Origin of the sequence: Cryobacterium sp. N19, from assembly GCF_002929595.1 — a bacterium.
GTDB classification, from domain to species: domain Bacteria; phylum Actinomycetota; class Actinomycetes; order Actinomycetales; family Microbacteriaceae; genus Cryobacterium; species Cryobacterium flavum.
The window spans coordinates 149,669-174,476 of record NZ_PJJR01000049.1 but is presented as its reverse complement, the minus strand read 5'-3'; the positions used below and the strand labels follow the sequence as shown (position 1 = coordinate 174,476).

Below are 24,808 nucleotides of genomic sequence, written 5' to 3'. Positions count from 1 at the left end.
TTAGCGGCGGAAAGCGCTGACCTCGGTGGCTTTGACCGAGAGCCAGACGGTGGAGCCGAGTTGCAGGCCGAGGTCGGCAACGGCGGCGGGGGTGAGTTCGGCGATGACCTCGGGGTCGCCGCTCGTGCGCAGGCGCACGCCGCCGCTGCCGGGCTCGATGCCGGTCACCCGGGCCGACCAGACGTTGCGCGGGCTCGCGTGACGCGGCTGTTCGGTTTGCACGACGACGGATGCCGGGCGAAAGACGGCCGCGGCTGGAACGTTCTGGTCGGCCCCGCCGAGGGTGATGGCGCTCGCCGACGCCGGAGTGCCGGAAGACGCGGGCGTGAGGGCGGCGGCATCCGCTGGGCGAACGTGGAAGATACGGCCGTCGGGGGCGGCGACCGCGCCGTTCTGCACGCTGCCGACTACGAGGTTGACGCCGGCGAGGGCCGCGACGAACGGGTTGCGCGGGGCAGCGAGCACTGCTGCGGTCGTGCCCTCGTCGATGAGGGCCCCGTCGTGCAGCACAGCGACGCGATCGGCGAGCACGACCGCGTCGACGATGTCATGGGTGACGATGATTGCGCTCGTGCCGGTTTCGGCCAGCTGCTCGCGAATGAGCTGGCGCATGAACGGCGCGGTCTCCGCGTCGAGGGCGGCCATGGGTTCGTCGAGCAGGAGCACGCGCGGCCCGGCCGCGAGGGCCCGCGCGAGGGCGACGCGCTGCTGCTGTCCGCCAGAGAGTGCCGCCGGTTTGCTGCCGCCGAAGCCGTTCAGGCCGACGCGGTCGAGCCAGCGGTCGGCCTCTTTTCGGGCCTGGGCGGCGCTCAATTGGGCCTCGCCGACGCACAGCGCGAACGCCACGTTGGATCGGGCGCTGAGGTGCGGAAACAGCAGCGGGTCTTGCCCGAGCAGCCCGATGGCCCGGCGCTCTGGGGCTACGAAGCGGCCGGGGGCGGTGAGCACGGCGCCGTCGATGGTGACCGTGCCGTGGTCGGGCGCGGCGAGGCCGGCGAGCAGATCGAGCACGGTCGATTTGCCCGAGCCGTTCGGTCCGAGCAGCGCCAGCACTTCGCCGGGCGCAAGGGAGAGCTGCACGTCGAGGGTGAACGAGCCGCGAGTGAGCTGCAGGTTCGCCTCGAGCAGGGCGTTGGCGGCGGATTTCCAGAGGGCCGGGGTCATGAGAGCACGCTCGCCCGGCGGGTTCCGACCAGCACGAGGATGATCACGGCGACCGCGATGAGCAGCAACGACAGTGCCACGGCCTGGTCGGTCGTGACGCCAGAACCGTTGAACGCGGTGTAAATGGCAAGGGGCATGGTGCGCGTGACTCCGGCCTGGTTGCCAGCGAACAGAGCGGTCGCGCCGAATTCGCCGAGGGCGCGGGCAAAGCTCAATACCGTGCCGGCGAGCAGGCCGGGACCGACGAGCGGCAGCGTGATGCGGGCGAAGACGGTGCCGCGATGGGCGCCGAGGGTGGCGGCGACGCGTTCGTAACGCACGCCGGCGGTGCGCAGCGCACCCTCGACCGCGATCACGAGAAAAGGGAGCGCCACAAAAGTTTGCGCGATCACGACCGCGGTCGTCGTGAACGGAATGCGCAGCCCGGCGAGCTCAAGGGTGTTGCCGAGCACACCATTGCGGCCGAGCAGGGAGAGCAGTGCGATGCCGCCGACGAGGGGCGGCAGCACGAGCGGCACGGTGACGAGTGCCCGCAGCACGCCGGCCAGGCGCGGTCTGGAACGGGCGATGACGACGGCGAGCGGCACTCCGAGCAGCAGGCAGAGCACGGTCGAAACGGATGCCGTCGCGAGCGAGAGTCCCAGCGGCTGCAGGGCTTCCGGCGAGAGGAGCAGGGCGGGCAGGCTGGGCCAGTCGACCTTGAGCAGGAGTCCGGCGAGCGGAAGCACGAGCAGAGCGAGGCCGATGCTCGCGGGCACATAAAGCAGGCGCGGGATCATGCGCTCGCCCTCCGGTGCGGCCTGCGCGAGTGCGCGCTCCGGGTCCGGTACGTAACGGACGGGGCCCGGGCCCCGTCCACGGGCCCAGTTTCTAAACTGGGCCCGTGGCCACAAGGTGGGCCCGGTGTCCCGCGGATGCTTGGGCGGCAGGGCAGAAGAACCCTCACGGAGCGAGAAAACCGTGGGCGGCCAGCACGGCCTGCCCGGCGGGCGAGAGCACGAGGTCGACGAAGGCCTGGGCGGTCTCAGCGTGCGCACTCTCCTTGACGACGGCGATCGGATAGTGCCCGACGACCGCGTCCGCTCCGGCCGGGGTCACGCCCTCGATGCGGCCGGGGTTCGCGGCGACGTCCGTCGCGTAGACGAGGCCGGCATCCGCTTCGCCGCTGGCGACCTTAGTGACGACAGCCGTCACATTCTGCTCCTCACTCGCGGGCGTGAGAATGACCCCAGCATTGGCGAGCAGGGTAGCGGATGCCGCCCCACACGGCACCTGCGCCGCGCACAGCACGGTGATCACACCGGAGCGGGCGAGATCTTCGAGGTTCTCGATGCCCAGCGGGTTGCCGGGGGCAACCGCGATGCGAAGCGTGTTGCCGGCGAATAGGGTGGCCGGGCCGGTGAGCCCGCCGTCGGCCAGCGGCTGCATGTTCTTCTGGTCGGCGCTCGCGAACACGTCGGCGGGCGCGCCGGCCTCGATCTGGGTAGCGAGGGTGGAGGATCCGTCGTAGGTGACCTGCACGTCGACGCCCGGGTTCTGCTTCTCCAGCAGGGTGGCGAGCTCGTCGAAGGCCGGGTTGAGGGAAGCGGCCGCGTAGACACTGAGGGTTTGGTCTGCGGTCGCGCTGGCAGCGGCGATATTCGGGGCGGTTGACGGCGCGCAGCCGGTGAGGGCCAGGGCGAGCACGGCCAGGGCGGCGAGGGACAGGCGGGTCACAGCATCCGTCCCGGAGTTTCGACGATCACGTTGGTGGCCTTGATCACGGCCACGCTGAGCGAGCCGATCTCGAGGCCGAGTTCGCGCACGGCCTCGCTCGACATGAGCGAGACGACGCGATGCGGGCCACACTGCAACTCGACCTGGGCCATGACCGTGTCCGTGGTGATGGCGGTGACGATGCCGACAAACCGGTTGCGGGCGCTGCGGCCCACTGTGGACGGGTCGGTCGGGGTGCTTGCCTGGTCGACGGCGAAGGCGGCGAGCGCGGCTCCATCGACGGCGAGACGACCGGATGCGTCGGCATCCGCGGCGAGACGGCCACCGTCTACCCAGCGTCGCACGGTGTCATCGCTGACACCAAGCAACCCGGCGGCCTCACTGATCCGATATTGCGTCATAAATGGCACAATAGCACCGCATCTGCGGTTTGGGCAGCCTGTCTGTTGAACGGTGTCCCCCGGCGCCCGTGGCTACTTCAGGAAATCCCGGTCGAACCTGCCACGTTGACGCTGCATGGGCTCATCCGGCCGACGATTTCCTGATTTAGCCACCGAGGCATCCGTCATAACTCCTGCAAATTGCTCGCCGGGGCTCTCGACTACCGCTGAAACAGGGGCATGTCGGCTCGGGCCTCGAGAAATTGCAGGAGTTATGCCGGTGGAACACCGATGAACGGATGCGGGTGGCCGCGAGGCCCCGCAGCGCCTAGCGTTAAGCCATGGCTATTCCTCCCCTTGTTGAGCCCGTTGATCAGCTCAGCGCGTCCGAATCCGCGCGTACTGCCCGGCAGCGTCGCCTCCCCCAGCTCAATGAACTCGGCCAGCGCCGCCTCGCCAACGCCCGGGTGCTCGTGCTCGGCGCCGGCGGGCTCGGCTCGCCCGCCCTGCTCTACCTGGCCGCGGCCGGCGTCGGCACCATCGGCGTCGTCGACGGCGACGACGTGGAACCCAGCAACCTGCAGCGCCAAATTGCCCACGGGCAAGCGGATGTCGGCCGCCCGAAGGTAGACAGCGCCGCCGAGCGCATCATTGAGATCGCCCCCGAGACCAGGGTCGTTCGGCACGCCGAACGCCTCGTCGCGGCCAACGCAGCCGAGATCATCGGCGGCTACGACGTGGTCATCGATGGCACCGACAACTTTCCGACCCGGTTCCTCGTGAACGACACCTGCGCGCGGCTCAGGCTGCCGCTGGTGTGGGCATCCGTTTTGCGATTCGACGCCCAGCTCTCGGTGTTCTGGGCCACTCCGCCGGAGGGTTCCGGCGTGACCGGTGTGCACCTGCGCGATCTGTTTCCCACGCCGCCAGCCGCGGGCGAAGTGCCGAACTGCGCCGACGCGGGTGTGCTCGGCGCGCTGTGTGGCCAGGTCGGGTCGCTCATGGCGACCGAAACCATCAAGCTCATCACCGGGATCGGCTCGCCGCTGATTGGCCGCGTACTCGTGATCGACGCGTTGTCGGGCCGGTTCAGCGAGATTCCGTTGCTCGGGACCGGCATTGCCGCCGAGCCGACCGCGGCCGAACGAGCCGCCGAACAAGCCGAGGAAGCCGCTCGAGTGGCGATGACCAGCACCCCCGAGGTCACCAGCGTCGAGCTCGTCGACCGCCTCGTCGCCCAGGGCGCCGGTACCGACAACTTTCTCGTCGTGGACGTGCGCGAGCCGAGCGAATTCGCTGAAAGCTCGATTCCCACGGCCCGACTGTTGCCGCTCGGCGAACTGTTGACGGACGGCGTACTGTCGGCCAGCGGCCGCGCCGCGCTGCCGACGGACATGCCGCTGATTGTGCACTGCCACGCTGGCGGTCGGGCAGCGCGGGCCGCGAACGCCCTGCGTGAGGCCGGATTCGCCGATGTGTCGGTGTTCACCGGAGGGATCCTCGCCTGGGATGACCTCGTCACCGCCGGGCGAGCTCCCGGATTCGGTAGTCGCTGGGCCGCGCCAGAGCCCGCCCCGGCCGGGCGGCACGCCTCGGCGCGCGACGACGCTGGCAGTGCCAGCCAGTCCGACAGCCTGGTCTGAGCGGTGACCGACAACGAACGACACGCCGCCTCCTCGGAAGCTCCAGCTTCGACCGACGCGACTGGCTCCTCCGATTCACACGAGGTCAGGTCTGGCGATCACGCGGGGGCCGCACACCGTCACGCTGGACCCGACGAGGCATCCGATTCACGCGAGGTCACGTCCGGCCATCGAGAGAACGATCACGCACACCCCGACCGAGCGGATGCCTGTGCCCCCGCCGCGACCGCGCGCACCGTTTCCGAGCAACTCGCGGTCGTGCTCGGCAGCGTGGCTCCGCTGCTGCCCGTGCGGGTCGAGCTCGACGCCGCCCGCGGGCTGGTGCTGGCCGAAGACGTGCTCACGGTGACCGACACGCCTCCGTTCGACAACTCCGCGATGGACGGCTACGCCGTCATCCGCGCTGACCTGCTCAGGGCATCCGCTCAGAATCCGATCACCCTGCCGGTCGTCGCCGATCTCGCTGCCGGCACCGCAGAGAACCCACGCCTCGTTCCCGGGCAGGTGGCGCGCATCATGACGGGCGCGCCAATTCCCGACGGAGCGGATGCCGTCGTACCGATCGAAGACACCGACCAGGGCACCGAACTGGTCACGATCGTGCGGGCGCCCGATGTCGCAGCTCACGTGCGTCGTGCCGGCGAAGACGCCCACGCGGGCGATCGGGTGCTGCGCGCGGGCAGCGTGCTCTGGCCCACCCGGGTCGCCGCAGCGGCGAGCGCCGGAACCCGCTCTGTGCTCGTGCATCCAGCGCCGCGCGTAGCCGTCATCTCGACCGGGAGCGAACTCGTCACCCCCGGCAGCCCGACCCGTCGCGGCCAGATTCCCGATTCCAACTCCTTTCTGCTCTCGGCGGCCGTCGCTGAGGCCGGCGGTATTCCCGTGCGGATCGGCGCCGTGCCCGACGACGACGACGTGCTGCGCGCCCTGCTGACCGAGTTGGCCGGCACGGTCGACGTGATCGTGCTCTCCGGCGGTGTGAGCGTCGGAGCGTACGACGTGGTCAAAGCCGTACTGAAACCGCTCGGCACTGTGGATTTCGGCCCGGTCAAGATGCAACCCGGCAAGCCACAGGGCTTCGGACGCTGGCCCGCCACGGGCGACGTACCCGGACCGCTCATCTTCGCCCTACCCGGCAACCCGGTGAGCGCGTACGTGTCCTTCGAGGTGTTCGTGCGGCCGGCGCTGCGGCGTCTGCTCGGCCACGGCCTGGCTGACCCGATCGACCCAGCAGACGAAACGGCGACCGCACCGAACGACGGGGCCATGCGCACCGACACCGAGGCTCATACCGTCGGGACCACTGCCACGTCGCTGGACCAACCGTCACCAGACCACCCGGCCCTGCATCGCCGCACGATCACGGCCACCGTCGCCGACGGCTGGAACTCGCCGCCCGGACGCGCCCAGTACATGCCCGTGATCGTGACGCACCGAACCGTGATCGAGCATGCACCCGCCGTCATCACCGCCGAGGGGAGCACGAGTGCCAGCACCGGCAGCATCCGCTCCGAAGTACGCCCGGCCTCCCGCGGAGGGTCGGGTTCGCACCTCGTCGCCGGCCTGGCGCAGGCCAACGGACTCGCCATCGTGCCCGAAGACACGACTCACATTCGCGGTGGCGACCGCATCACTGTCATGCTGACATCATGACGCACACCACCGACACGGCCGGCGCGACCGTTCCCGCTCAGCTGTTCACCCACCTCGACTCGGCCGGACAGGCCCGCATGGTCGACGTGACCAACAAAGTTCCCACCGTGCGCAGCGCCACCGCCGCCGGCTTCGTGCGCTGCGGCCCGACCGTGATCGCGGCCCTCCGTGACGGCACCGCGCCCAAGGGCGACGTGCTCGCCGTGGCCCGCATCGCCGGAATCCAAGGTGCCAAGAAGACCGCCGACCTGCTCCCCCTCGCCCACGTGATCGGCGTGCACGGCGCCGTCGTCGACCTCGTCGTCGAGGATGACCGGGTGAGCATCACAGCCACAGTGCGCACCGCTGACCGCACCGGTGTCGAGATGGAGGCATTCACCGCCGTCTCGGTCGCCGCCCTCGCCGTGGTTGACATGGTCAAGGGCCTCGACAAATCGGTCACGATCGAGAACGTGCGCCTGCTCGCCAAGAGCGGCGGCAAGAGCGGCGACTGGCTGCGCGCGTGACCCTGCCGGCGTCTGCTCCGTTGATGACGCATTTCTTCGCCCAAAACGGATGCCCCGCACCCGCCACCACCGTGAGCGCGCCCGAAACGGTTGGCCGCGACGCCGGTTACCGTAGCGCGCACCAGTATCGGGCGCGGCCATCCGCTCGCCAAGCCTCATGACTGTACAACCCGACCTGATCGTACTCGCGGGCGGCCGCGGCACCCGCCTCGGCGGCGCATTCAAGCCGGCGGTCGAGGTGGCCGGACGCACGCTCCTCTCCCGCGTGCTCGACGCCCGTCCCCTCGCCCGCCACACGGTCGTGGTCGGCCCGCCCAGTGCTCGGGCCGCCGCGACGCAAGCCCCCACCGCGCCGACACCGGACTCCGCAATCATCTGGGCGCTGGAAGACCCGCCATATGGCGGACCGGTCGCTGGCATCGCGGCCGGACTCGCCGCACAGGGGGCACAGGGCGAGCAACATTTCGACGAACCGGCCGATTGGCTGCTCGTGCTCGCCTGCGACCTGCCCCGGGGAGCGGATGCCGCGCGCCTGCTGGTTGCGGCAGCATCCGCTTTCGAGAGCATCGGGGAGCAGTGCGACGGTGTGCATCTCATCGACAGCAGCGGCCACGCCCAGTGGCTCGCCGGGATCTATCGCGGCACCGCCCTGCGCGCTGCTGTGGCAAGCCTGGGCGACCGCGTCGACGGCGCCAGCATGCGGCAGCTGCTCGCCGGACTCAACCTCAAGGGACTGCTCGACGAATCCGGAGCCGGAATCGACGTGGACACGTGGCAGGATGTTGAGAGAAGTTCCGCACGTCTCACCGAGATTCAGCCCAACCCGAGGAGTGACCCCCAATGAGCTCAACACCGCTGCCTCCCGAAGCGCTCGACGGCTGGCTCACGGCACTCGCCGATCGGCTCCAGCTTGACCCGGCCGACGTTCCCGTCGGCGATCTGCTCGACGTCGCCCGCGACGTCGCCCACAATGTGGCGCGGCCGGCCGCACCGCTCAGCACTTTTCTGATCGGGCTCGCCGCCGCGAAGAACGGTGGAACCGGAGCCGACATTGAAGCCGCCTGCGCCGCCGCGAGCGAACTCGCCCGCGACTGGGCACCCGAGAAACTGTGATGGCGACCCTGCGCTTCTTCGCCGGAGCTGCCGAAGCCGCCCAGACGGAGACGGCCACGCTCGAGGCTGGCACGATCGGCGAACTCCGCGCCGAGCTCGGCGAGCGCTACGGCAACGAGTTCGTGCGCGTGCTCCGGCTGTGTTCCCTGCTCGTGAACGGTACGCGCGCCACGGATGACGCGGTCCCGCTCGCGCCCACCGACGCGGTCGACGTGCTGCCGCCCTTCGCCGGCGGCTGAGCACCGTTCACAACCGCGGAGATTTCCGCTGAATGCCCCTGATCGCGCGCTGAATCGGCCGATTTCGCGCAGGTCTCCGCAGTTCTGCACACCCACCCGGCTACAAACGCTACAAACCGACCCAGGAATGCGTTCCGTCGACCTCATACTGCTTCTTCCAGATCGGAACCTCAGCCTTCACGGCCTCGACCAGGCTCTCGCAGGCCGCGAAAGCGACGCCGCGGTGCGCACTCGCGACCGCCGCCACCAGGGCCAGGTCGCCGACGTCGAGGTGTCCGATGCGGTGGCTGACCGCCAAAACCACGAGCGGATGCTGCGCCCGCATCCTTTCCGCGATTTCGCCGATAATGCGCTCAGCGTCGGGGTGAGCGCTGTAATCGAGGCCCGTCACGCGGCCGGTGGCATCCGGGTCGTGGTCGCGCACCTGGCCGATGAAGGTCACGACTGCGCCGTGCGACCGGCCCGATACGGCCGAAATGTGCTCGCTGACGTCTAGGCGTGATTCGGTCACCCGGGCGAAGCCGAGCCCTGCCGCATCTGAGTTACCCGAGAGGTCCGAGGTGCCAGCGCCCATCAGTGGTCTCCTCCGTCGAGCTGATCGATGACGTGCCGCACCAGCGGCGCGAGAATGGCCACACCGTCGCGCACCGCGCCCACCGAACCGGGCAGGTTCACGACCAGCGCGCCGTTGTTGCCGACCGAATCGGCGATGCCGGCGATGCCGCGGGAGAGCACGGCGGTAGGGATCGTCGCGACGCTGACGGCGCGCATCCGCTCGGAGATGCCCGGCAGAATCGTGTGCAGCAGCGTGGCAGTGCCCTCGGGGGTGAGGTCGCGCGACGAGACCCCGGTGCCGCCGGTCGTCACGACGAGGCGAGCGCCGTGGCCGAGCGCGCCCGAGATCGCCCCGGCCACGCTCTCAATGCCGTCGGGCACTACGCGTGGTGGCCCGCAGGGAATGCCAACCTCCCCCAGCGCATCGACGGCGGCCGGGCCTGATTTATCTTCGCGTTCGCCGCGCGAACAGCGATCAGACACGGTGATCACGACGGCCCCGAGTTCGGCCCCGAGCTTGAGCTGAGTTTTCACCGTTCCACAGTACCGCGGCGAGCGGATGCCGCCCCCCGGCGACCGCAGACAGGGTCGCATTGGACGACGGCGATCTCGGCACGCTTGATCAACGGGTGGCGGCACCAGCAGATGCGTCACGGCACGTATTGGGGAACGTGGCACTGGTTTGAACACGTGCCAACGGAGCGAACGAGTGCCACGAGCGGTCGCAGCGGGGCGCACGCCAGCCATCGGCATCCGTTGGAATCATTTGTCACGGTGTTTGCCCAATGCACCCTGAAGCCCGAACGAACAAGCTGGTTGCGAACCGGGCGGCCTGCCCGACAACCAGCCGAGGAAAACATGTCAACCGTCTCACCCCCACGCGTCACGTCCACGCTGAAGCCGGACCTCTCCAACTGGGATCCGGAGAAGGAGGAAACGTGGGATTCCCATCTCGCCTGGCGCACCCTGTGGATCACTACCTTCAGCATGACCCTCGGCTTCGCGGCCTGGTACCTGGTCAGCGCGATCGCCCCGCGGCTAAATGACATCGGCTTCGACCTGAGCACCAGCCAGCTGTACTGGCTCGTCGCGTTGCCCGGCCTCGCTGCCGGCCTGCTGCGGCTCGTCTTCATGTTCTTGCCGCCGATTCTCGGCACCCGGGTGCTCGTCGCCCTGTCCAGCGCACTGCTGTTGCTGCCGATGATCGGCTGGACCCTCGTCGCCCGCGACGTCTCCACCCCCTACTGGGTGCTGCTCGCGCTGTCGTTCGCGGCCGGTATCGGAGGAGGCAGCTTCTCCGGTTTTATGGCTTCGACCAGCTATTTCTTCCCGAAGCGCCTGGCCGGAACCGCCCTCGGTCTGCAGGCGGGCCTCGGCAACTTCGGCATCGGCCTGATTCAGCTGCTCACCCCGTGGGTGGTCGGTTTCGGTCTGCTCGGCACCGCCGCCCTCACCCCGGAGAGCGACTCGAACGGCGAACTGGTCTGGCTGCACAACGGCGGACTCGTGCTCATTCCCTGGGTGATCCTCGCGGTCATTCTCGCCCTGCTCTTTCTGAAGCGCGTGCCGATCAAGGCCAACTTTCGTCAGCAGCTCGACATCTTCAAGGTCAAGCACACCTGGATCATGACCGCCATCTACCTCATGAGTTTCGGCGCCTTCAGCGGCCTGGCCGCGCAGATGGGCCTGATCATTCTCAACGTCTACGGCGACTTTCCGGATGCACCCAACCCGCTCGCCTTCGCCTTCATCGGCCCGGTGGTCGGCGCCCTCGTGCGCGCGGCCTGCGGCCCGCTCTGTGACCGGTTCGGCGGCGCCATCTTCACGTTCATCGGCGGCGCGGGCATGACGGTCGGCACGATCGTCACGGTGTTCTTTCTCACTCCGACGAGTGTTGACGAGTTCTACGGCTTTCTCACCGGCATGATCATCATCTTCTTCTTCTCCGGACTGGCCAACGCCGGAACGTTCAAGCAGATGCCGATGATCTTCCCCAAGCGCCAGGCCGGCGGCGCGATCGGCTGGACCGCTGCGATCGCCGCCTTCGGACCGTTCATCGTGGGCATGGCCCTCACCGCCATGAGCCCGACCGCCTTCTTCATCGGCTGCTCGGCGTTCTGCGTGCTCTGCACCGGCCTGGCCTGGTTCTACTACGCGCGCCCCGGCGCGCCCAACCCGAGCTGACGCTCGACGCCCACCCGAGGCCCCCTCCTCCTCCAGCGGGGGGCCTCGGGTCTTTTCATGCCCGCCGGGGTTCATACTGAAAGGAGGAGGTCAACGATGAGCAGATCTGACGAACCGATCGGCGGCGACCCGGTCTGCTGGCTTGAGCAAGTCTGCCCCGAGTGCGGCGCCTACGTTTCCGGCGAGCTCCCCGCGGCCTGCTGGCGCTGCGACACCGTGGTCTCGCCGTCGTGACCGGGGGCATCCACTTTTAGACGGATGCTTCCCCGCCGCCTGCGCAAACCGTCCTCCACCCGGCAACTCGCGTCACGACTGAGTTCCCCGGGTACGATTGCACCGCCCCCCAGCGGGCAAACTCTCGTACAGTCAAGAGCACACCTCCGAGGAAGGACCAGTCATGGCGGGCCAGCAGATTTTTGTCATCGTGGGAGCAGCGCTTGCGGGGGCCAGCGCTGCCCGAGCCTTGCGCGAGGAAGGCTTCGACGGGGAGATTCACTTGATCGGAGCCGAAGAGCACCCGCCATATATTCGTCCGCCGCTGTCGAAGGATTATCTGGCCGGCACGGCCGAACGCGACTCAGTCTTCGTGCAGAGTGCGAGTTGGTATCCCGACCATGAGGTGCAGCTGCACTCCGGCACCCGCGCGGTGACCCTCGACCTCGGCGCGCACCTGCTCGACACCGACGACGGCGCGCAACTGAGCTACGACCGACTGCTCCTGACCACCGGCTCCCGGCCGCGACGCCTGACGGTGCCGGGTGCAAACCTCGGCGGGGTGCACTACCTGCGCACCCTCGACCACTCCGACCTGCTGCACTCCGTTCTGGCTGACGGCGGCAAGCGGCTCGTCGTCGTGGGATCCGGCTGGATCGGCATGGAGGTCGCCGCGACCGCCCGCACACTCGGCAACGAGGTCACCATCCTGGAACGCGGCCCGGTACCGCTTGCTGCGGCTCTCGGCGACGAGCTCGGCGATATGTTCGCGAGCCTGCACGAGCGCAACGGAGTGGTCATCCGCCGCTCCGTGACCGTCGACGGCCTGGTCGGAATGGATGGCCGGGTGACCGGAGTGCTCCTGGCCGGCGGCGAAACCGTGCCGGCCGACCTCGTTCTGGTGGGCATCGGTGCGGTTCCAAACGTCGAACTCGCCCAGAAGGCCGGGCTCGCGGTCGACAATGGAATCCTGGTCAGCGCGAGCCTGAAAACCAGCGATCCCCACGTGTTCGCGGCGGGCGATGTGGCCAACGCGGAGCATCCGCTCATCAAAGCGCGACTGCGCAGTGAGCACTGGGCGAACGCCCTGAACGGCGGTCCGGCTGCGGCCCGAGCCATGCTCGGCCAGAGCGTTTCGTTCGATGCCATTCCCTACTTCTACACCGACCAGTTCGACCTCGGCATGGAATATTCCGGATTCGGCATATTGGCCGACGGCGCCGAGCTGGTCTACCGCGGCAACCGGGATTCCCGCGAGTTCATCGTGTTCTGGCAGCAGGCCGGCCGCGTCGTCGCAGGCATGAACGTTAACGTCTGGGACGTCAATGACACCGTTCAGGCTCTGATTCGTCGGGACGAGCCGGTCGATCCTGCTCGCCTCGCCGACGAGTCGATCCCCCTCGACCAGGTCTAGCGGCCCTGGCTCACGACGGCGGCAAGCGGATGCCCACGCACCAGCCGTGAGGGGGCGCAAATCGACCTTTTACGGCCGGTTTTAGATCGATTTGCGCCCCCTCGGTCCCCACCCAGCGCGGGTGAGCTAGACCCGAGCTTCGGCCCGCTCAGTCGGCGTCGATTCGATGGAGACGTCCGAATCGTCCGTAAAGGGCTGCGAGGTTCGCGGGGCGTTGTACAGCGTCTCGTCGAGGATGCCCTGGCGCTTGGCCACGATCGTGGGCACGAGGGCCTGTCCCGCCACGTTCACGGCGGTGCGACCCATGTCGATGAGCGGATCGATGGCCAGCAGAAGGCCAACCCCGGCCAACGGCAGACCCAGCGTTGACAGGGTCAGCGTCAGCATGACGACGGCGCCAGTGGTGCCGGCCGTGGCGGCAGAACCCAATACGGAGACCAAAACGATAAGAAGGTACTGGGTGAAGTCCAGCTGAATTCCGAAGAACTGTGCCACAAAGATGGCGGCGACGGCGGGGTAGATAGCCGCGCAACCATCCATCTTGGTCGTCGCTCCCAGCGGAACAGCAAAGGATGCATATCCGCGCGGTACGCCCATGCTGCGCTCCGTGACGCGCTGCGTCAGCGGAAGGGTACCGATGGATGAGCGCGACACGAAGCCCAGCTGAACGGCCGGCCAGACACCGGAGTAGTACTGCTTGACGGACAGACCGTGAGACTTGATCAGCACCGGGTAGACCACGAACAGCACCAGGATCAGGCCAATGTAGATGGTGACTGCGAACTTGCCGAGCGATCCCATGGTGTCCCAGCCGTAGACCGCGACGGCATTACCAATCAGGCCGATCGTGCCGAGCGGCGCGATGCGAATAATCCACCACAGCACCTTTTGAATGACCGCGAGGGCTGACGCATTGAGATTCAGGAATGGTTCGGCAGCTTTACCCACCTTCAACGCGGCAATGCCCACCACGATGGCGATGACGAGAATCTGCAACACGTTGAAGTTGACGGTGGTGCTCGCGACGCCATCAACGACGGAGGTATTGGCGCCGAGTCCGAGGAAGTTCTTCGGGAAGAGCCCGGTCAAAAATGCCCACCAGTCCCCGGTCTTGCCGGAGTATTCGGCATTCTCGGTGATGCCCGTTCCTGCTCCCGGTCGCACCAGAACGCCCAGCCCGATGCCGATCAGAACCGCAATCAGCGCGGTGATAGCAAACCAGAGAAGCGTGTTCCAGGCCAGCTTCGCCGCGTTCGACACTTCGCGCAGGTTCGCAATGGAACTGACCACGGCCGTGAAGATGAGCGGTACGACGGCAGCCTGCAGCAGCGAGACGTAGCTCGACCCGATAATTTTCAGGGTCGCACCGAGACCGTTGGGATTCGCTTCGGTACTGCCGGTGTATTTCGCCACGAGTCCGAGGCCCAGACCGATGATGAGAGCAGCGATGATCTGAACGCCGAACGAGCGCACCCATTTGGGAAATCTGCTGCCGCGGGTACTGACGGGAACTACTGAAGTCACTGGTTCGACACTTTCTATTGTCATTCGTGAGTCACGCTGACGCCCCCGGTCCCGCGAGACGGGAGCCCCTTGAGATTCCACCGCCGCGTGCAGACGCCTTTATCCCCAAGGCTGGAACGGGGCCCAGTATTCCTTCCAGCGGAATGTGACCTCGTGTGTCTACTTCTCCTGCAGGTATTCGGCGAGCACCCGCGCATGGTTCACCCGCGGGTCCTTGGCTCCGTAGATCAAGGTCGTCACGCCGGCCGCGGCGAGCGCACGAAGCTGCACGACGGCCGCCTGGGTCTCGGTATTGCCGTCTAGTTCAGCGCGGTAACGCACGGCGAACTCGTCCATGCGCTTCGGGTCGTGCTTCCACCAGGTGCGGAGCGCCGGTGACGGTGCGACCTCTTTCAACCACTCATCAAGGTCGGCGCTCTCCTTGGAGACACCGCGCGGCCAGAGTCGATCAACCAACACCCGGCATCCGTCGTCAGTGGATGCCTCTTCGTAAGCTCTCTTTATACGCACCATCAGAACAGGTTACTTTCGTAACCGCTCCAGCGGACTCTCGCTCTTCTCCCAGCCGCGACGCGGGGCCCGCGACCCGGCGCCGCGGGGGTCATCGCGCGAGCGGTAGACCACGTAGGGGCGCACGAGGTAGCCGAGCGGCGCCGAGAACACGTGCACCAGCCGGGTGAACGGCCAGAGCAGAAACAGCGTCGTGGCGGTGAGTACGTGCAGCTGAAAGAAGAACGGCACGTCGCTCATGAGCGCGGGGTCGGGCTGAAAGCTGTACAGCGAGCGGATCCACGGGGAGATCGACCCGCGATAGTCGTAGCCGCCGCCAAAGATTTGATAGAGCACGGTGGCGGTCGTGCCGAACAAGATGGTGCTGGCCAGGAACACGTACATGACCTTGTCCATCACGGTGGTGACGAGCAGCACCCGTTTGGTGAGGCGGCGCCGATAGATCAAGATGGTCAGCCCGGCCACGGTGAGCACGGCCGCGAAAGTGCCGAGCCAGGTGGCGCCGAGGTGGTACAGATGCTCGGTCACGCCGAAGAATTCCAGCCACGGCTTGGGAATGAACAGGCCAACGACGTGCCCGCCGATCACCATGAGAATGCCGTAGTGGAACATGGGCGATCCCCAACGCAGGAGGCGGTTCTCGTAGGTCTGGCTCGACCGCGAGGTCCAGCCGAACTGGTCGTAACGGTAGCGCAGCAGGTGCCCCACCACGAACACGCCAGAGGCGGCGTAGGGAAAGGCCACCCAGAGCAAGTAATCCCAGGCGGTCATCGGCTGACTTCCTCGTTGGGGTGCGCGGAAAACGGTTTCAGATTGCCGAGGTAGGTCATGCCGACCGTCTCGGTCGGCGGCCCCTCGTTGACGAGGTTGAGGTAGCGTTCCCGGGTCTCGTCGTCGATCAGCGGCAGCGACAGGCACACCGCCTCCACCAGGTGGGCGTAGGGGCTGTCGACCTTCTCCAGGGCGGAGCGCAGCACCTCGATGCCGTCACGATGCGCCGCGAGCAGCTCCTGCGCGATTGGCGAGTCGGACAGCGCCGAGAACTCAAGCACCATCGGCAGGTAGTCGGGCAGTTCGTCGGCGTCAACCTGCCAGCCGGCCGCCCGATAGGCCTCGACGAATCGCACGAGTGCCATTCCGCGGCGGCGCGTATCGCCCGCCGCGTAGTAGGTGAGGTACGGGCAGCACTTGCGTTTCAGGTCGAAGGTCGCGGTGAAGTGCGTTTCGAGCTGCTGCTCATTCCAGCCGGCGATCCCCGTGAAGAACGCATCGAACGCGGCCCGCAGTGGGTCGGGCAGGCCAACAACGCCTGAACGCACCAGTGAAAACTGCCGCTGCCGCTCCGGAGTGGGATAGTCCAGCAGAATCGAGGCCGCCATATGCGCGATGACCCCCTGATCCGCCGTCAACGGCACGGCGGCGATGAACCGCGGGGCCACCTTCGGCGCCCGAAAGCCGAAGTTCACCCGCGCAGCGAGTGCCGCGGGGAGACGGGTGGCGGTGCTCATGCCGCACTCCCGGCATCCGCTACCGGCGGGAACATGCCCTTGGGCACCCCACCACCGTTCCAGTTGAGCAGGTTGACCCGGCCCGGAGTGGTCGGCGCGGTCGGGCTGGCGCGCCCGGTCATCTCGTTGTAGTTGTCGACCGTGGCGCCAAGCGGCATGCCGACGGTGTTGCCGTAGGGGCCGCTGTGCCCGGCAGCGCCCGGCCCGCCCATACCGGGGCCGCCGTCGGTGTCGAGCGAGCAGCCGAGTTCTTCGAGCTCCCGCGCGGTCTCCACGTGCGCCTTCGGAATGACGTAGCGGTCTTCGTACTTGGCGATCGCGAGCAGGCGATACATGGCCTGGATGCTCTCCCCGGTCATTCCGACCGCGTTCGGGATGCGCTCGTCGGGCTCGTTACCGAGGTTGAGGTCGCGCATATACGCCCGCATCGCGGCGAGCTTGCGCAGTGACAGTTCGACCGGAACGACGTCGCCGGCCGAGAACAGTCCGGCGAGGTATTCCACCGGAATGCGCAGCTTGTCGATCGCGGCGAACAGGGTGCGGGCGTCTTCGCCGTCGCTGCCGGAGTTGCTGACCACGTCGACGACCGGCGAGAGCGGCGGGATGTACCAGACCATCGGCATGGTGCGGTATTCCGGGTGCAGCGGCAGGGCGATCTCGTACTCGGAGATGAGCTTGTAGATGGGGCTGTTCTGAGCCGCTTCGATCCAGTCGTCGGCCATGCCCTCCGCCTTGGCTGCGGCGATGACCTCGGGGTCGAACGGGTCGAGAAAGCAGGCACGCTGCGCATCGAGCAGGTCCTGATCGTTTTCGATCGAGGCTGCTGCGAGTACGGCATCGGCGTCGTAGAGCATGAGGCCCAGATAACGCAGACGTCCGACACAGGTTTCGGAGCAGATGGTGGGCTTGCCCTGCTCGATCAACGGGTAGCAGAGCGTGCACTTCTCGGCCTTGCCCGTTTTGTGATTGAAGTACACCTTCTTATAGGGGCAGGCGCTGACGCACATGCGCCAGCCGCGGCATCCGTCTTCGTCCACGAGCACGATGCCGTCTTCTTCACGCTTGTACATGGCACCGGAGGGGCAGGCGGCGACGCACGCGGGGTTGAGGCAGTGCTCGCAGATGCGCGGCAGGTAGAACATGAAGGTCTCTTCGAACTCCATCTTCACGTGCTCGCTCATCGTGGCGAGAATGGGGTCTTGGGCGGCCGTTTCCTGCGAGCCGCCGAGGTTGTCGTCCCAGTTGCCCGACCACTTGATGTCCATGTTCTGGCCGGTAAGCAGCGACTTCGGGCGCGCGACCGGGCTCTGCGTACCGGCCGGCGCTGTGGTGAGCATGTCGTAGTCGTAGGTCCACGGCTCGTAGTAATCGTCGATCTGCGGCAGGTTGGGGTTGTTGAAGATCTGCGAGAGCTTCTTCAGCCGCCCGCCGGCCTTGAGCTGCAGGCGGCCGCGCTTACCCAGCACCCAGCCGCCCTTCCACTTCTCCTGGTTTTCGTATTCGCGCGGGTAGCCGATGCCGGGCCGCGTCTCTACGTTGTTGAACCAGGCGTATTCGACGCCGGTGCGGTTGGTCCAGACCTGCTTGCAGGTGACCGAACAGGTGTGACACCCGATGCACTTGTCGAGGTTCATGATCATCGACATCTGGGCCATGACACGCATTAGTAGTCCACTTTCTGGCTGCGACGACGAATCACGGTGACCTCGTCGCGTTGGTTCCCGGTGGGTCCGAGGTAGTTGAAGGCGAACGACAGCTGGGCGTAGCCGCCGATCAGATGAGACGGTTTCAAGAGGATGCGCGTTAGCGAGTTGTTGGTTCCGCCGCGCATACCGCTGGTTTCGGCGACCGGCACGTTGATGGTGCGATCCTTCGCGTGGTACATGTACACCGTCCCCTCCGGCATGCGGTGCGACACGATAGCCCGCGCCACGACGACACCGTTGCGGTTGTACGACTCGATCCATTCGTTGTCGCGCACGCCGATCTTGTCGGCGTCCTGCGGGCTCATCCAGATGGTCGGGCCGCCGCGGGAGAGCGAGAGCATGAGCAGGTTGTCCTGGTATTCGGAGTGGATCGACCACTTCGAGTGCGGCGTCAGGTAGCGCACCGCGACCTCGGCGTGACCGGTCGGGGTCTTGCTGGTGGCGCCGACGATCGAGTCGTCGAACAGGCGGTGCATGTCGAGCGGCGGCCGAAAGATGGGCAGCTGCTCGCCAAGCTCGATCATCCAGTCGTGGTCGAGGTAGAAGTGCTGGCGGCCGGTGAGGGTGTGCCAGGGCTTCAAATGTTCGACGTTGATGGTGAAGGCGCTGTAACGGCGACCACCGTGCTCTGAGCCCGACCATTCCGGGGAGGTGAGCACCGGAACCGGCGCGCCCTGAACATCCGGGTAGCTGAAGCGTCGACCCTCGTTGTCGCTGGCCAGCTGGGCGAGCTTCACGCCGGTGCGTTCCTCGAGCTGCCGAAAACCCTGCGTGCCAAGGCGGCCGTTGGTGGTCCCAGAGAGGGCGAGCACCATTTCGCAAGCGTGGATCGCGGTCGACAGGCGCGGGCGGCCGGCGGCGGGTCCGCTCGGCACGAGACCGTTCTTCTTGCCGAGGTAGGCGACCTCGACGTCGGGGTTGAACTTGACGCCCTTGGTGACCATTCCGAGCTTTTTGGTGAGCGGCCCGAGCGCGCCGAGCTGTGCGGCGAACGCCGGGTAGTCGCGTTCGACCACGACGAGCTTCGGCATGGTGACCCCGGGAATGAGCGGCTGGTCGCTGCGCACGGTGCCGTGCGGGGTGGCCATGCCGTCGGGGGTGTCGTGCTGCAGGGGAGCCGCGACCAGGTCTTTGCGCACGCCGAGGTGCTTGACCGACATCTCCGAAATCTTCGCGGCGAGCACGTGAAAGATGTCGAAGTCGGTCTTGGCCTGCCACGGCGGAGCGATCGCGGGGTTGAACGAGTGAATGAACGGATGCATGTCCGTCGTCGACAGGTCATTCTTCTCGTACCAGGTGGCCGGCGGCAACACGACATCGCTGTAGATCGTCGTCGACGTCATGCGGAAGTCGCTTGTGACGAGCAGGTCGAGCTTTCCTTCCGGCGCGCTTTCGTGCCATTTCATGGTCTTCGGGCGGCGAGCCGGCATCGATTCCACGGCGCGCACAGCGGACGGCGCCCCGAGCAGATGCTTGAGAAAGTACTCGTTGCCCTTGCCGGAGGAGCCGAGCACGTTGGCCCGCCACACGACGAGCACGCGGGGAAAGTTCTCGGGGGCGTCGGGGTCTTCACAGGAGAACTCGAGCGAGCCGTCCTTCAGCGAGTCGACGACGTATTCGGCGGGCTCTACGCCCGCGGCCGCGGCGTCGTCGACGAGGTCGAGCGAGTTGCGGTTGAAGGTGGGGTAGCTCGGCATCCAGCCGCGCTTGGCCGATTCGACCATGGTGTCCGCGGTGGTGCGTCCCTTGAAGATCCCGGTGCCGAGCGGGCTCGCGAGGGTGTCGGCGCTCAGGCCGTCGTAGCGCCACTGGTCGGTGGCGAGGTAGAAGAAGCCGGTGCCGATCATCTGGCGTGGCGGGCGCACCCAGTCCAGACCGAAGGCGTACTGGCCGTACCCGGTGAGCGGGCGCACCTTTTCCTGGCCGACGTAGTGGGCCCAGCCGCCGCCGTTCACGCCCTGGCAGCCGGTCATGGTGGTGAGCGCGAGAAAGGCGCGGTAGATGGTGTCGGAGTGGAACCAGTGATTGGTACCGGCGCCCATCAGAATCATCGAACGCCCCTCGGAGTCCTCAGCGTTCTGCGCGAATTCGCGGCCGATGCGGGCGGCGGCCTGCCACGGCACGGAGGTGATCTCCTCCTGCCAGGCGGGGGTGCCGGGGGTGGAGGCGTCGTCGTAGCCGGTGGGCCACTCGCCCGGCAGGCCCGGGCGGCCGACGCCGTACTGCGCGAGCAGCAGGTCGAACACCGTCGTCACTAACACACCGGCGACGACGCGCACCGGCACGCCGCGGCGCACGATGCCGGCGGCTCCGGCGTGGCGCTCACCGACGCTGTCAGCACCCGGCGTGATGTCAAAGCGGGGCAGGTCGATCGCGACGGATGCACCGTCGTAGTCCGGGGCATCCGCTATGGAGAGCAGCGGATCGCGGCCCTCGAGGTCGAGGTTCCACTTGCCTTTGTCGGCCTCGCTGAACCGGTGGCCGATCGAACCGTTCGGCACGAACGCCTCGCCGTTCTCGTCGAGCATCACTGTCTTGAAGGCTGCACTCGAAACGGATGCGTCGGTTCCGGGCAGCGCGTCGGCCGTCAGAAATTTGCCGGGAACCCAGGCATCCTGGCGCGGGGTGAGGGCGATCAGGTAGGACGAGTCGCTGAACTTTTTCAGGTACCGGGCGAAACGCGGGGTGCGGCGATCGACCAGGAACTCTTTCAGAATGACGTGGCCCATGGCCAGGGCGAGGGCGCCGTCGGTGCCGGGGTGCACGGCCAGCCACTCGTCGGCGAACTTGGAGTTGTCGGCGTAGTCGGGCGAGACCGTGATGACCTTCTGGCCGCGGTAGCGGGCCTCGACCATGAAGTGTGCGTCGGGGGTGCGGGTGACGGGAACGTTGGAGCCCCACATGATGAGGTAGCTGGAGTTCCACCAGTCGGCCGATTCCGGCACGTCGGTCTGGTCGCCGAACACCTGCGGGCTCGCCACCGGCAGGTCGGCGTACCAGTCGTAGAACGAGAGCATGGTGCCGCCGAGCAGCGAGATGAATCGGTTGCCAACGCCCTGCGACACGATCGACATGGCCGGAATCGGGCTGAAGCCGACGACCCGGTCTGGCCCGTACTGCTTGATGGTGTGCACGTGGGCGGCGGCGACGATCTCGGCCGCTTCGTCCCAACTGGCGCGCACCAGACCGCCCTGGCCGCGGGCGCTCTTGTACTGGCGGGCGGTGTCTGGATTGCCGGTGATCTCGGCCCAGGCCAGCACCGGGTCGCCGAGACGGGCCTTGGCCTCGCGGAACAGGTTCAGCAGCACACCGCGCACGTAGGGGTAGCGCACCCGGGTGGGCGAGTAGGTGTACCAGCTGAAGGCGGCGCCGCGGGGGCAGCCGCGAGGCTCATATTCGGGTGAATCCGGGCCGACGCTAGGGTAGTCAGTCTGCTGGGTTTCCCAGGTGATGATGCCGTCCTTGACGTACACCTTCCAGGAACAGCTGCCGGTGCAGTTCACGCCGTGGGTCGAGCGCACCTCTTTGTCGTGGGTCCAGCGGTCACGGTAGAACGTATCGGCGCCGCGACCGCCGGTCTTGAACACACTGCGCAGGTCTTCGCTAGTTTCTGAGCTGCGCAGAAAGCGACCGAGCTTGATCAGCGAGTCGGCGACCGGGCCGTCGGTGCCGGGCTTACTGGTGGTGCTGGTTGTTCCTGTGCGCGTTTTCACGGCTGCCCCTTGCCTGCCGGGGAATACCGCAGTGGCACTCACCCTCAGAACGAGCTAAGCCGCTGCCTTCGAGGCCGACAACCGCAAACCACCGGTAATAATGTTTTACCCCGGTTCGCGAGAGCGCAAAAAGTGCCCGTTCGAGGTGTCCAATCGGGCACTTTTTGCGCTCTCGCGTTCAGCGGGAAGGGGAGCAACGTCGATCACGCAGAGGTGTGGGGCGTCGATGAGGTTCAGGCCGATCGCGCGCAGCGGGCCGTCGGCCTGTTCGAGCACGCCCTGGATCAGGCGATAGTGCACTCCGCAGACCTCCGGGTGGTCCTTGACCAACTCGGAGTACGGGCAGTCGCGCAGGTTGAGCTGTTCGCCGCTTGCGGCGACGCTCGCGTCGAAGCCGGCCTGGTCGAGATGGTCGTCGAGGGCATCGAGCTGCCGCTGGGCGGCCGGACCGGAGCAACCGGCCAACGCGCTCTGGCCTACGGGCAGAACGGGCAGCATCCGTCGCAGCTGGTCGGCGCGCTCCTGCGCGGCCTCGATCTTGCGAGCGCGAATAGACCCGAGCTCGGTACTGACCCCGCCGGCAGCGCTGTAGAGCATCTTCGGGCGACCCTTGCTGTCACGGGCTTCGGGCGCACAGGTGACGAACCCGTCGTTGATCAGCCGGTCGAGGTGTTCGCGGGCGGTGTTGGGGTGCAGGCCGGCGGCTTCGGCGAGGTCATTCACCGTCATCGTTCCGCGGCTTTGCAGCTGGTAGAGCAGGTTCATGCGGCTCAGACTGGCGAGCGTTTTGTAACTCGGGGGTTGGGCGGCCATGACTCCATTATGTGCCCCCATTTTGGGCAGCCGTAGAATTCTCGAATTCACCCCAACTCTCCCGTAGATCCTTCCGCTGACCGCTTAGAAAGGAAACTATTCAGCACAAAGTAATAGTCTTAACAAACGAAACACGCAGGAAGTGGGACCACATGGCGGCAAAAGCCCGCACGCGACCGAAGGCAGTAGTCGAGTCAACGGGTGGTGAACCCGCTGACACCCTGCGTGACTATTACGAACGGATGTCGCTGGTGCGGGCCTTCGAGCTGCGCTCCAGCGAGATGTACGCCCGGGCAAAGATCGGCGGTTACTGCCACCTGAACCTCGGCGAAGAAGCCACCGTGGTCGGCCTGATGGCTGCCATCGAGGCCCGTGACTACCTGTTCACCGGCTACCGCGACCACGGCTACGCGCTGCTCCGCGGCCTTGCCCCCGAACGCGTCATGGCCGAGCTGTTCGGCAAAGTCACCGGCGTCTCCGGCGGACGCGGCGGCTCGATGCACCTGTTCGACGAAGAAACGCGCCTGTTCGGCGGCTACGGCATCGTCGGCGGGCAGCTTCCTCCGGCCACCGGCGCGGCTCTCGCCTTGAAAACCCAGGAAACGGCAGGGCCCGACGCTGCGGCAGTCATGTGCCTGCTCGGCGATGGCACCACCAACATCGGCGCGTTCCACGAATCGCTCAACCTGGCCGGCCTGTGGAAGCTGCCGATCGTCTACGTGATCGTCAACAACGGCCTCGGCATGGGAACGACGGTGGAGAAGGCATCCGCTGAACCCGAGCTGTACAAGCGCGGCGCGTCGTACCGTATGCCCGGCATTCGGGTCGACGGCGACGACGTGCTCGCGGTGCGCGACGCCGCCCGAGACGCCCTCAAGCAGGCCCGCGAGCAGCGTCAGCCGGTGCTGCTCGAGGTCATGTGCTACCGGCTGCGCGGCCATTCCGTGGTCGATCCGGCCCGCTACCGCTCGCCCGAAGACACGACGATCGCCCAGCAGTCCGACCCGGTGCCGAGCTTTCGCGCCGAGCTGATCGCTTCCGGCGTGCTCACTGAAGCGGATGCCGCCGCTATCGACGAGGCCGCCGACCTGCGCGTCTCCGAGGCGGTCGTTTTCGCCGACGAGAGCCCTGAACCCGACGTGGCCGACCTGTTCAAATATGTTTACGCAACCCCGGTGGCGAATGCGCCATCCGCTTTGCCCGGAGAACCCGTTATGGACGCACTGTGAATACCAACGTAGAGTCAACAACCCGCACGATCACCTACCGCCAGGCCCTCAACGAGACGCTGCGAGCCGAGCTCGAACGCGATGAGAAGGTCTTTCTGGTCGGCGAAGAGATCGGGGTGTTCGAGGGGTCCTACAAGATCACCGCCGGGCTGCTCGAAGACTTCGGACCCGAGCGGGTGCTCGACGCCCCGATCGCCGAAGAGGGATTCGTGGGAGCAGCCCTCGGCGCCGCGATGCTCGGCATGCGGCCGGTGGTCGAGATTATGACCATCAACTTCAGCCTCATCGCGATCGATCAGATCGTGAACCATGCCGCCAAGATGCGGTCGATGTTCGCCGGTCAGGTCTCCATTCCGCTGGTGATTCGCATGCCCGGCGGCGGTGGCCAGCAACTGGCCGCGACCCACTCGCAAAACCTCGAGGTCTGGTACGCGCACATTCCCGGCCTCAAGGTGGTCGCCCCATCGACCCCGGCCGACGCGAAGGCGCTGCTCACCGCGGCCATTCGCGACGACGACCCGGTGATCTTTCTGGAAAACCTGTCGCTGTACAGCGCGAAGGGCGAAGTGCCTGACGGCGAACAGGTCGCCGAGATCGGCAAGGCCGCCGTCGTTGCGACCGGCACCGACCTCACCATCGTGAGCTACTCGCGTGGCACCACGACCGCCCTCGAAGTGGCGCATCAACTCGAAGCCGAGGGCCTCTCGATCGAGGTCGTCGACCTGCGCAGTCTGCGCCCGCTCGACCGCGACACCATCTGCGCCTCCGTTCGCAAAACCGGCCACGCCGTGGTCTTCGAAGACGACTGGCTCAGCTACGGCATCGGCGCCGAGATCTCGGCGACCATCGGCGAGGGCGTGTTCGATTTTCTCGACGCCCCCGTGCGTCGCGTCGCCGCCGCCGAGGTGCCGTTGCCCTACGCCAAAGCCCTCGAGAAGGTCGCGCTGCCCAGCGCAGCCGACCTTGCCAAGGTCGTGCGCGAGGTTCTCAACATTTCATCTACCCCGAACGACAAGTAGGAGCCG

The 24,808-nt window shown here is 66.9% G+C and carries 24 protein-coding genes; 11 read left to right on the top strand and 13 right to left on the bottom strand.

Annotated elements, in window-relative coordinates:
* The 4 genes from CXY78_RS08735 to CXY78_RS08720 form a co-directional block, all read right to left on the bottom strand.
* On the bottom strand, nucleotides 1-1,164 hold the full coding sequence (locus CXY78_RS08735; protein WP_092340331.1) for a sulfate/molybdate ABC transporter ATP-binding protein: 1,164 nt from the start codon (nucleotides 1,162-1,164) through the stop codon (nucleotides 1-3).
* Nucleotides 1,161-1,943 carry an ABC transporter permease gene (locus tag CXY78_RS08730; RefSeq protein WP_092340332.1) on the bottom strand — a complete coding sequence of 261 codons (783 nt, stop codon included), beginning with the start codon at nucleotides 1,941-1,943 and terminating at the stop codon, nucleotides 1,161-1,163. The genes CXY78_RS08735 and CXY78_RS08730 overlap by 4 nt, the downstream gene beginning before the upstream one ends.
* A 163-nt stretch (nucleotides 1,944-2,106) precedes the next feature.
* The gene (gene modA, locus CXY78_RS08725) at nucleotides 2,107-2,880 is read right to left on the bottom strand and encodes a molybdate ABC transporter substrate-binding protein (RefSeq protein ID WP_092340333.1); all 774 of its coding nucleotides are present in this window, start codon (nucleotides 2,878-2,880) and stop codon (nucleotides 2,107-2,109) included.
* Nucleotides 2,877-3,281 (bottom strand): molybdopterin-binding protein, encoded by a 405-nt coding sequence (locus CXY78_RS08720; RefSeq protein ID WP_104088999.1) that lies wholly within the window; start codon nucleotides 3,279-3,281, stop codon nucleotides 2,877-2,879. The genes modA and CXY78_RS08720 overlap by 4 nt, the downstream gene beginning before the upstream one ends.
* A 320-nt stretch (nucleotides 3,282-3,601) precedes the next feature.
* On the opposite strand from CXY78_RS08720, the gene CXY78_RS08715 reads away from it, so the two are divergent.
* The 6 genes from CXY78_RS08715 to CXY78_RS08690 all read left to right on the top strand — a co-directional run bounded on the left by CXY78_RS08715 (nucleotide 3,602) and on the right by CXY78_RS08690 (nucleotide 8,414).
* Nucleotides 3,602-4,903, top strand: a complete 1,302-nt coding sequence (locus CXY78_RS08715) for a ThiF family adenylyltransferase (RefSeq protein ID WP_104088997.1) — start codon at nucleotides 3,602-3,604, stop codon at nucleotides 4,901-4,903.
* Nucleotides 4,904-4,906: 3 nt separating this feature from the next.
* On the top strand, nucleotides 4,907-6,556 hold the full coding sequence (gene glp / locus CXY78_RS08710; RefSeq protein WP_092340336.1) for a gephyrin-like molybdotransferase Glp: 1,650 nt from the start codon (nucleotides 4,907-4,909) through the stop codon (nucleotides 6,554-6,556).
* Entirely contained in the window at nucleotides 6,553-7,062 is a 510-nt protein-coding gene (moaC, locus tag CXY78_RS08705; RefSeq protein WP_092340337.1) for a cyclic pyranopterin monophosphate synthase MoaC, read from the top strand. Before glp ends, moaC begins: the two co-directional genes overlap by 4 nt.
* A gap of 157 nt (nucleotides 7,063-7,219) precedes the next feature.
* Nucleotides 7,220-7,906, top strand: a complete 687-nt coding sequence (locus CXY78_RS08700; RefSeq protein ID WP_092340338.1) for a molybdenum cofactor guanylyltransferase — start codon at nucleotides 7,220-7,222, stop codon at nucleotides 7,904-7,906.
* Nucleotides 7,903-8,175 carry a DUF6457 domain-containing protein gene (locus CXY78_RS08695; RefSeq protein WP_092340339.1) on the top strand — a complete coding sequence of 91 codons (273 nt, stop codon included), beginning with the start codon at nucleotides 7,903-7,905 and terminating at the stop codon, nucleotides 8,173-8,175. The genes CXY78_RS08700 and CXY78_RS08695 overlap by 4 nt, the downstream gene beginning before the upstream one ends.
* Complete coding sequence (locus CXY78_RS08690; protein WP_092340340.1) at nucleotides 8,175-8,414, top strand: MoaD/ThiS family protein; 240 nt, start codon at nucleotides 8,175-8,177, stop codon at nucleotides 8,412-8,414. The genes CXY78_RS08695 and CXY78_RS08690 overlap by 1 nt, the downstream gene beginning before the upstream one ends.
* Nucleotides 8,415-8,523: 109 nt before the next feature.
* On the opposite strand, the gene CXY78_RS08685 is transcribed toward CXY78_RS08690, so the two are convergent.
* Together CXY78_RS08685 and CXY78_RS08680 are read right to left on the bottom strand one after the other, a co-directional pair.
* Nucleotides 8,524-8,988 carry a molybdenum cofactor biosynthesis protein MoaE gene (locus CXY78_RS08685; RefSeq protein ID WP_092340341.1) on the bottom strand — a complete coding sequence of 155 codons (465 nt, stop codon included), beginning with the start codon at nucleotides 8,986-8,988 and terminating at the stop codon, nucleotides 8,524-8,526.
* Nucleotides 8,988-9,503, bottom strand: a complete 516-nt coding sequence (locus tag CXY78_RS08680) for a molybdenum cofactor biosynthesis protein B (protein ID WP_233197454.1) — start codon at nucleotides 9,501-9,503, stop codon at nucleotides 8,988-8,990. The genes CXY78_RS08685 and CXY78_RS08680 overlap by 1 nt, the downstream gene beginning before the upstream one ends.
* A gap of 324 nt (nucleotides 9,504-9,827) precedes the next feature.
* Between CXY78_RS08680 and CXY78_RS08675 the strand changes: the two genes are divergently transcribed.
* The 3 genes from CXY78_RS08675 to CXY78_RS08670 all read left to right on the top strand — a co-directional run bounded on the left by CXY78_RS08675 (nucleotide 9,828) and on the right by CXY78_RS08670 (nucleotide 12,780).
* Entirely contained in the window at nucleotides 9,828-11,153 is a 1,326-nt protein-coding gene (locus CXY78_RS08675) for an MFS transporter (protein WP_104088996.1), read from the top strand.
* A 96-nt stretch (nucleotides 11,154-11,249) separates the two neighbouring features.
* Nucleotides 11,250-11,387, top strand: coding sequence for a hypothetical protein (locus CXY78_RS21240; RefSeq protein ID WP_167552427.1), 138 nt, complete (start codon nucleotides 11,250-11,252; stop codon nucleotides 11,385-11,387).
* Between the two features lie 163 nt (nucleotides 11,388-11,550).
* The gene (locus tag CXY78_RS08670) at nucleotides 11,551-12,780 is read left to right on the top strand and encodes an NAD(P)/FAD-dependent oxidoreductase (protein ID WP_104088994.1); all 1,230 of its coding nucleotides are present in this window, start codon (nucleotides 11,551-11,553) and stop codon (nucleotides 12,778-12,780) included.
* Between the two features lie 126 nt (nucleotides 12,781-12,906).
* Here CXY78_RS08670 and CXY78_RS08665 read toward each other — a convergent pair whose 3' ends face one another.
* The 7 genes from CXY78_RS08665 to CXY78_RS08635 all read right to left on the bottom strand — a co-directional run bounded on the left by CXY78_RS08665 (nucleotide 12,907) and on the right by CXY78_RS08635 (nucleotide 22,554).
* The gene (locus CXY78_RS08665) at nucleotides 12,907-14,328 is read right to left on the bottom strand and encodes a dicarboxylate/amino acid:cation symporter (RefSeq protein ID WP_104088993.1); all 1,422 of its coding nucleotides are present in this window, start codon (nucleotides 14,326-14,328) and stop codon (nucleotides 12,907-12,909) included.
* 135 nt (nucleotides 14,329-14,463) lie between these two features.
* A complete protein-coding gene (locus tag CXY78_RS08660) occupies nucleotides 14,464-14,817 on the bottom strand; it encodes a DUF488 domain-containing protein (protein WP_092340346.1) in 354 nt (117 codons plus the stop codon).
* A 9-nt stretch (nucleotides 14,818-14,826) separates the two neighbouring features.
* Nucleotides 14,827-15,585, bottom strand: a complete 759-nt coding sequence (gene narI / locus CXY78_RS08655; RefSeq protein WP_092340347.1) for a respiratory nitrate reductase subunit gamma — start codon at nucleotides 15,583-15,585, stop codon at nucleotides 14,827-14,829.
* Nucleotides 15,582-16,322, bottom strand: coding sequence for a nitrate reductase molybdenum cofactor assembly chaperone (narJ, locus tag CXY78_RS08650; RefSeq protein WP_233206135.1), 741 nt, complete (start codon nucleotides 16,320-16,322; stop codon nucleotides 15,582-15,584). The genes narI and narJ overlap by 4 nt, the downstream gene beginning before the upstream one ends.
* A complete protein-coding gene (gene narH, locus CXY78_RS08645) occupies nucleotides 16,319-17,986 on the bottom strand; it encodes a nitrate reductase subunit beta (protein WP_092340348.1) in 1,668 nt (555 codons plus the stop codon). Before narH ends, narJ begins: the two co-directional genes overlap by 4 nt.
* Nucleotides 17,986-21,741, bottom strand: coding sequence for a nitrate reductase subunit alpha (locus CXY78_RS08640; RefSeq protein WP_104088991.1), 3,756 nt, complete (start codon nucleotides 21,739-21,741; stop codon nucleotides 17,986-17,988). The genes narH and CXY78_RS08640 overlap by 1 nt, the downstream gene beginning before the upstream one ends.
* Nucleotides 21,742-21,846: 105 nt before the next feature.
* Nucleotides 21,847-22,554: a metalloregulator ArsR/SmtB family transcription factor gene (locus tag CXY78_RS08635; protein WP_158253292.1), complete on the bottom strand. Its 708-nt coding sequence runs from the start codon at nucleotides 22,552-22,554 to the stop codon at nucleotides 21,847-21,849.
* Between the two features lie 152 nt (nucleotides 22,555-22,706).
* Here CXY78_RS08635 and pdhA point away from each other — a divergent pair, with 152 nt between their 5' ends.
* Together pdhA and CXY78_RS08625 are read left to right on the top strand one after the other, a co-directional pair.
* Nucleotides 22,707-23,783 (top strand): pyruvate dehydrogenase (acetyl-transferring) E1 component subunit alpha, encoded by a 1,077-nt coding sequence (pdhA, locus tag CXY78_RS08630; RefSeq protein ID WP_092340351.1) that lies wholly within the window; start codon nucleotides 22,707-22,709, stop codon nucleotides 23,781-23,783.
* Complete coding sequence (locus CXY78_RS08625; protein ID WP_233206134.1) at nucleotides 23,780-24,802, top strand: alpha-ketoacid dehydrogenase subunit beta; 1,023 nt, start codon at nucleotides 23,780-23,782, stop codon at nucleotides 24,800-24,802. The genes pdhA and CXY78_RS08625 overlap by 4 nt, the downstream gene beginning before the upstream one ends.
* Nucleotides 24,803-24,808 lie beyond the last annotated feature (6 nt).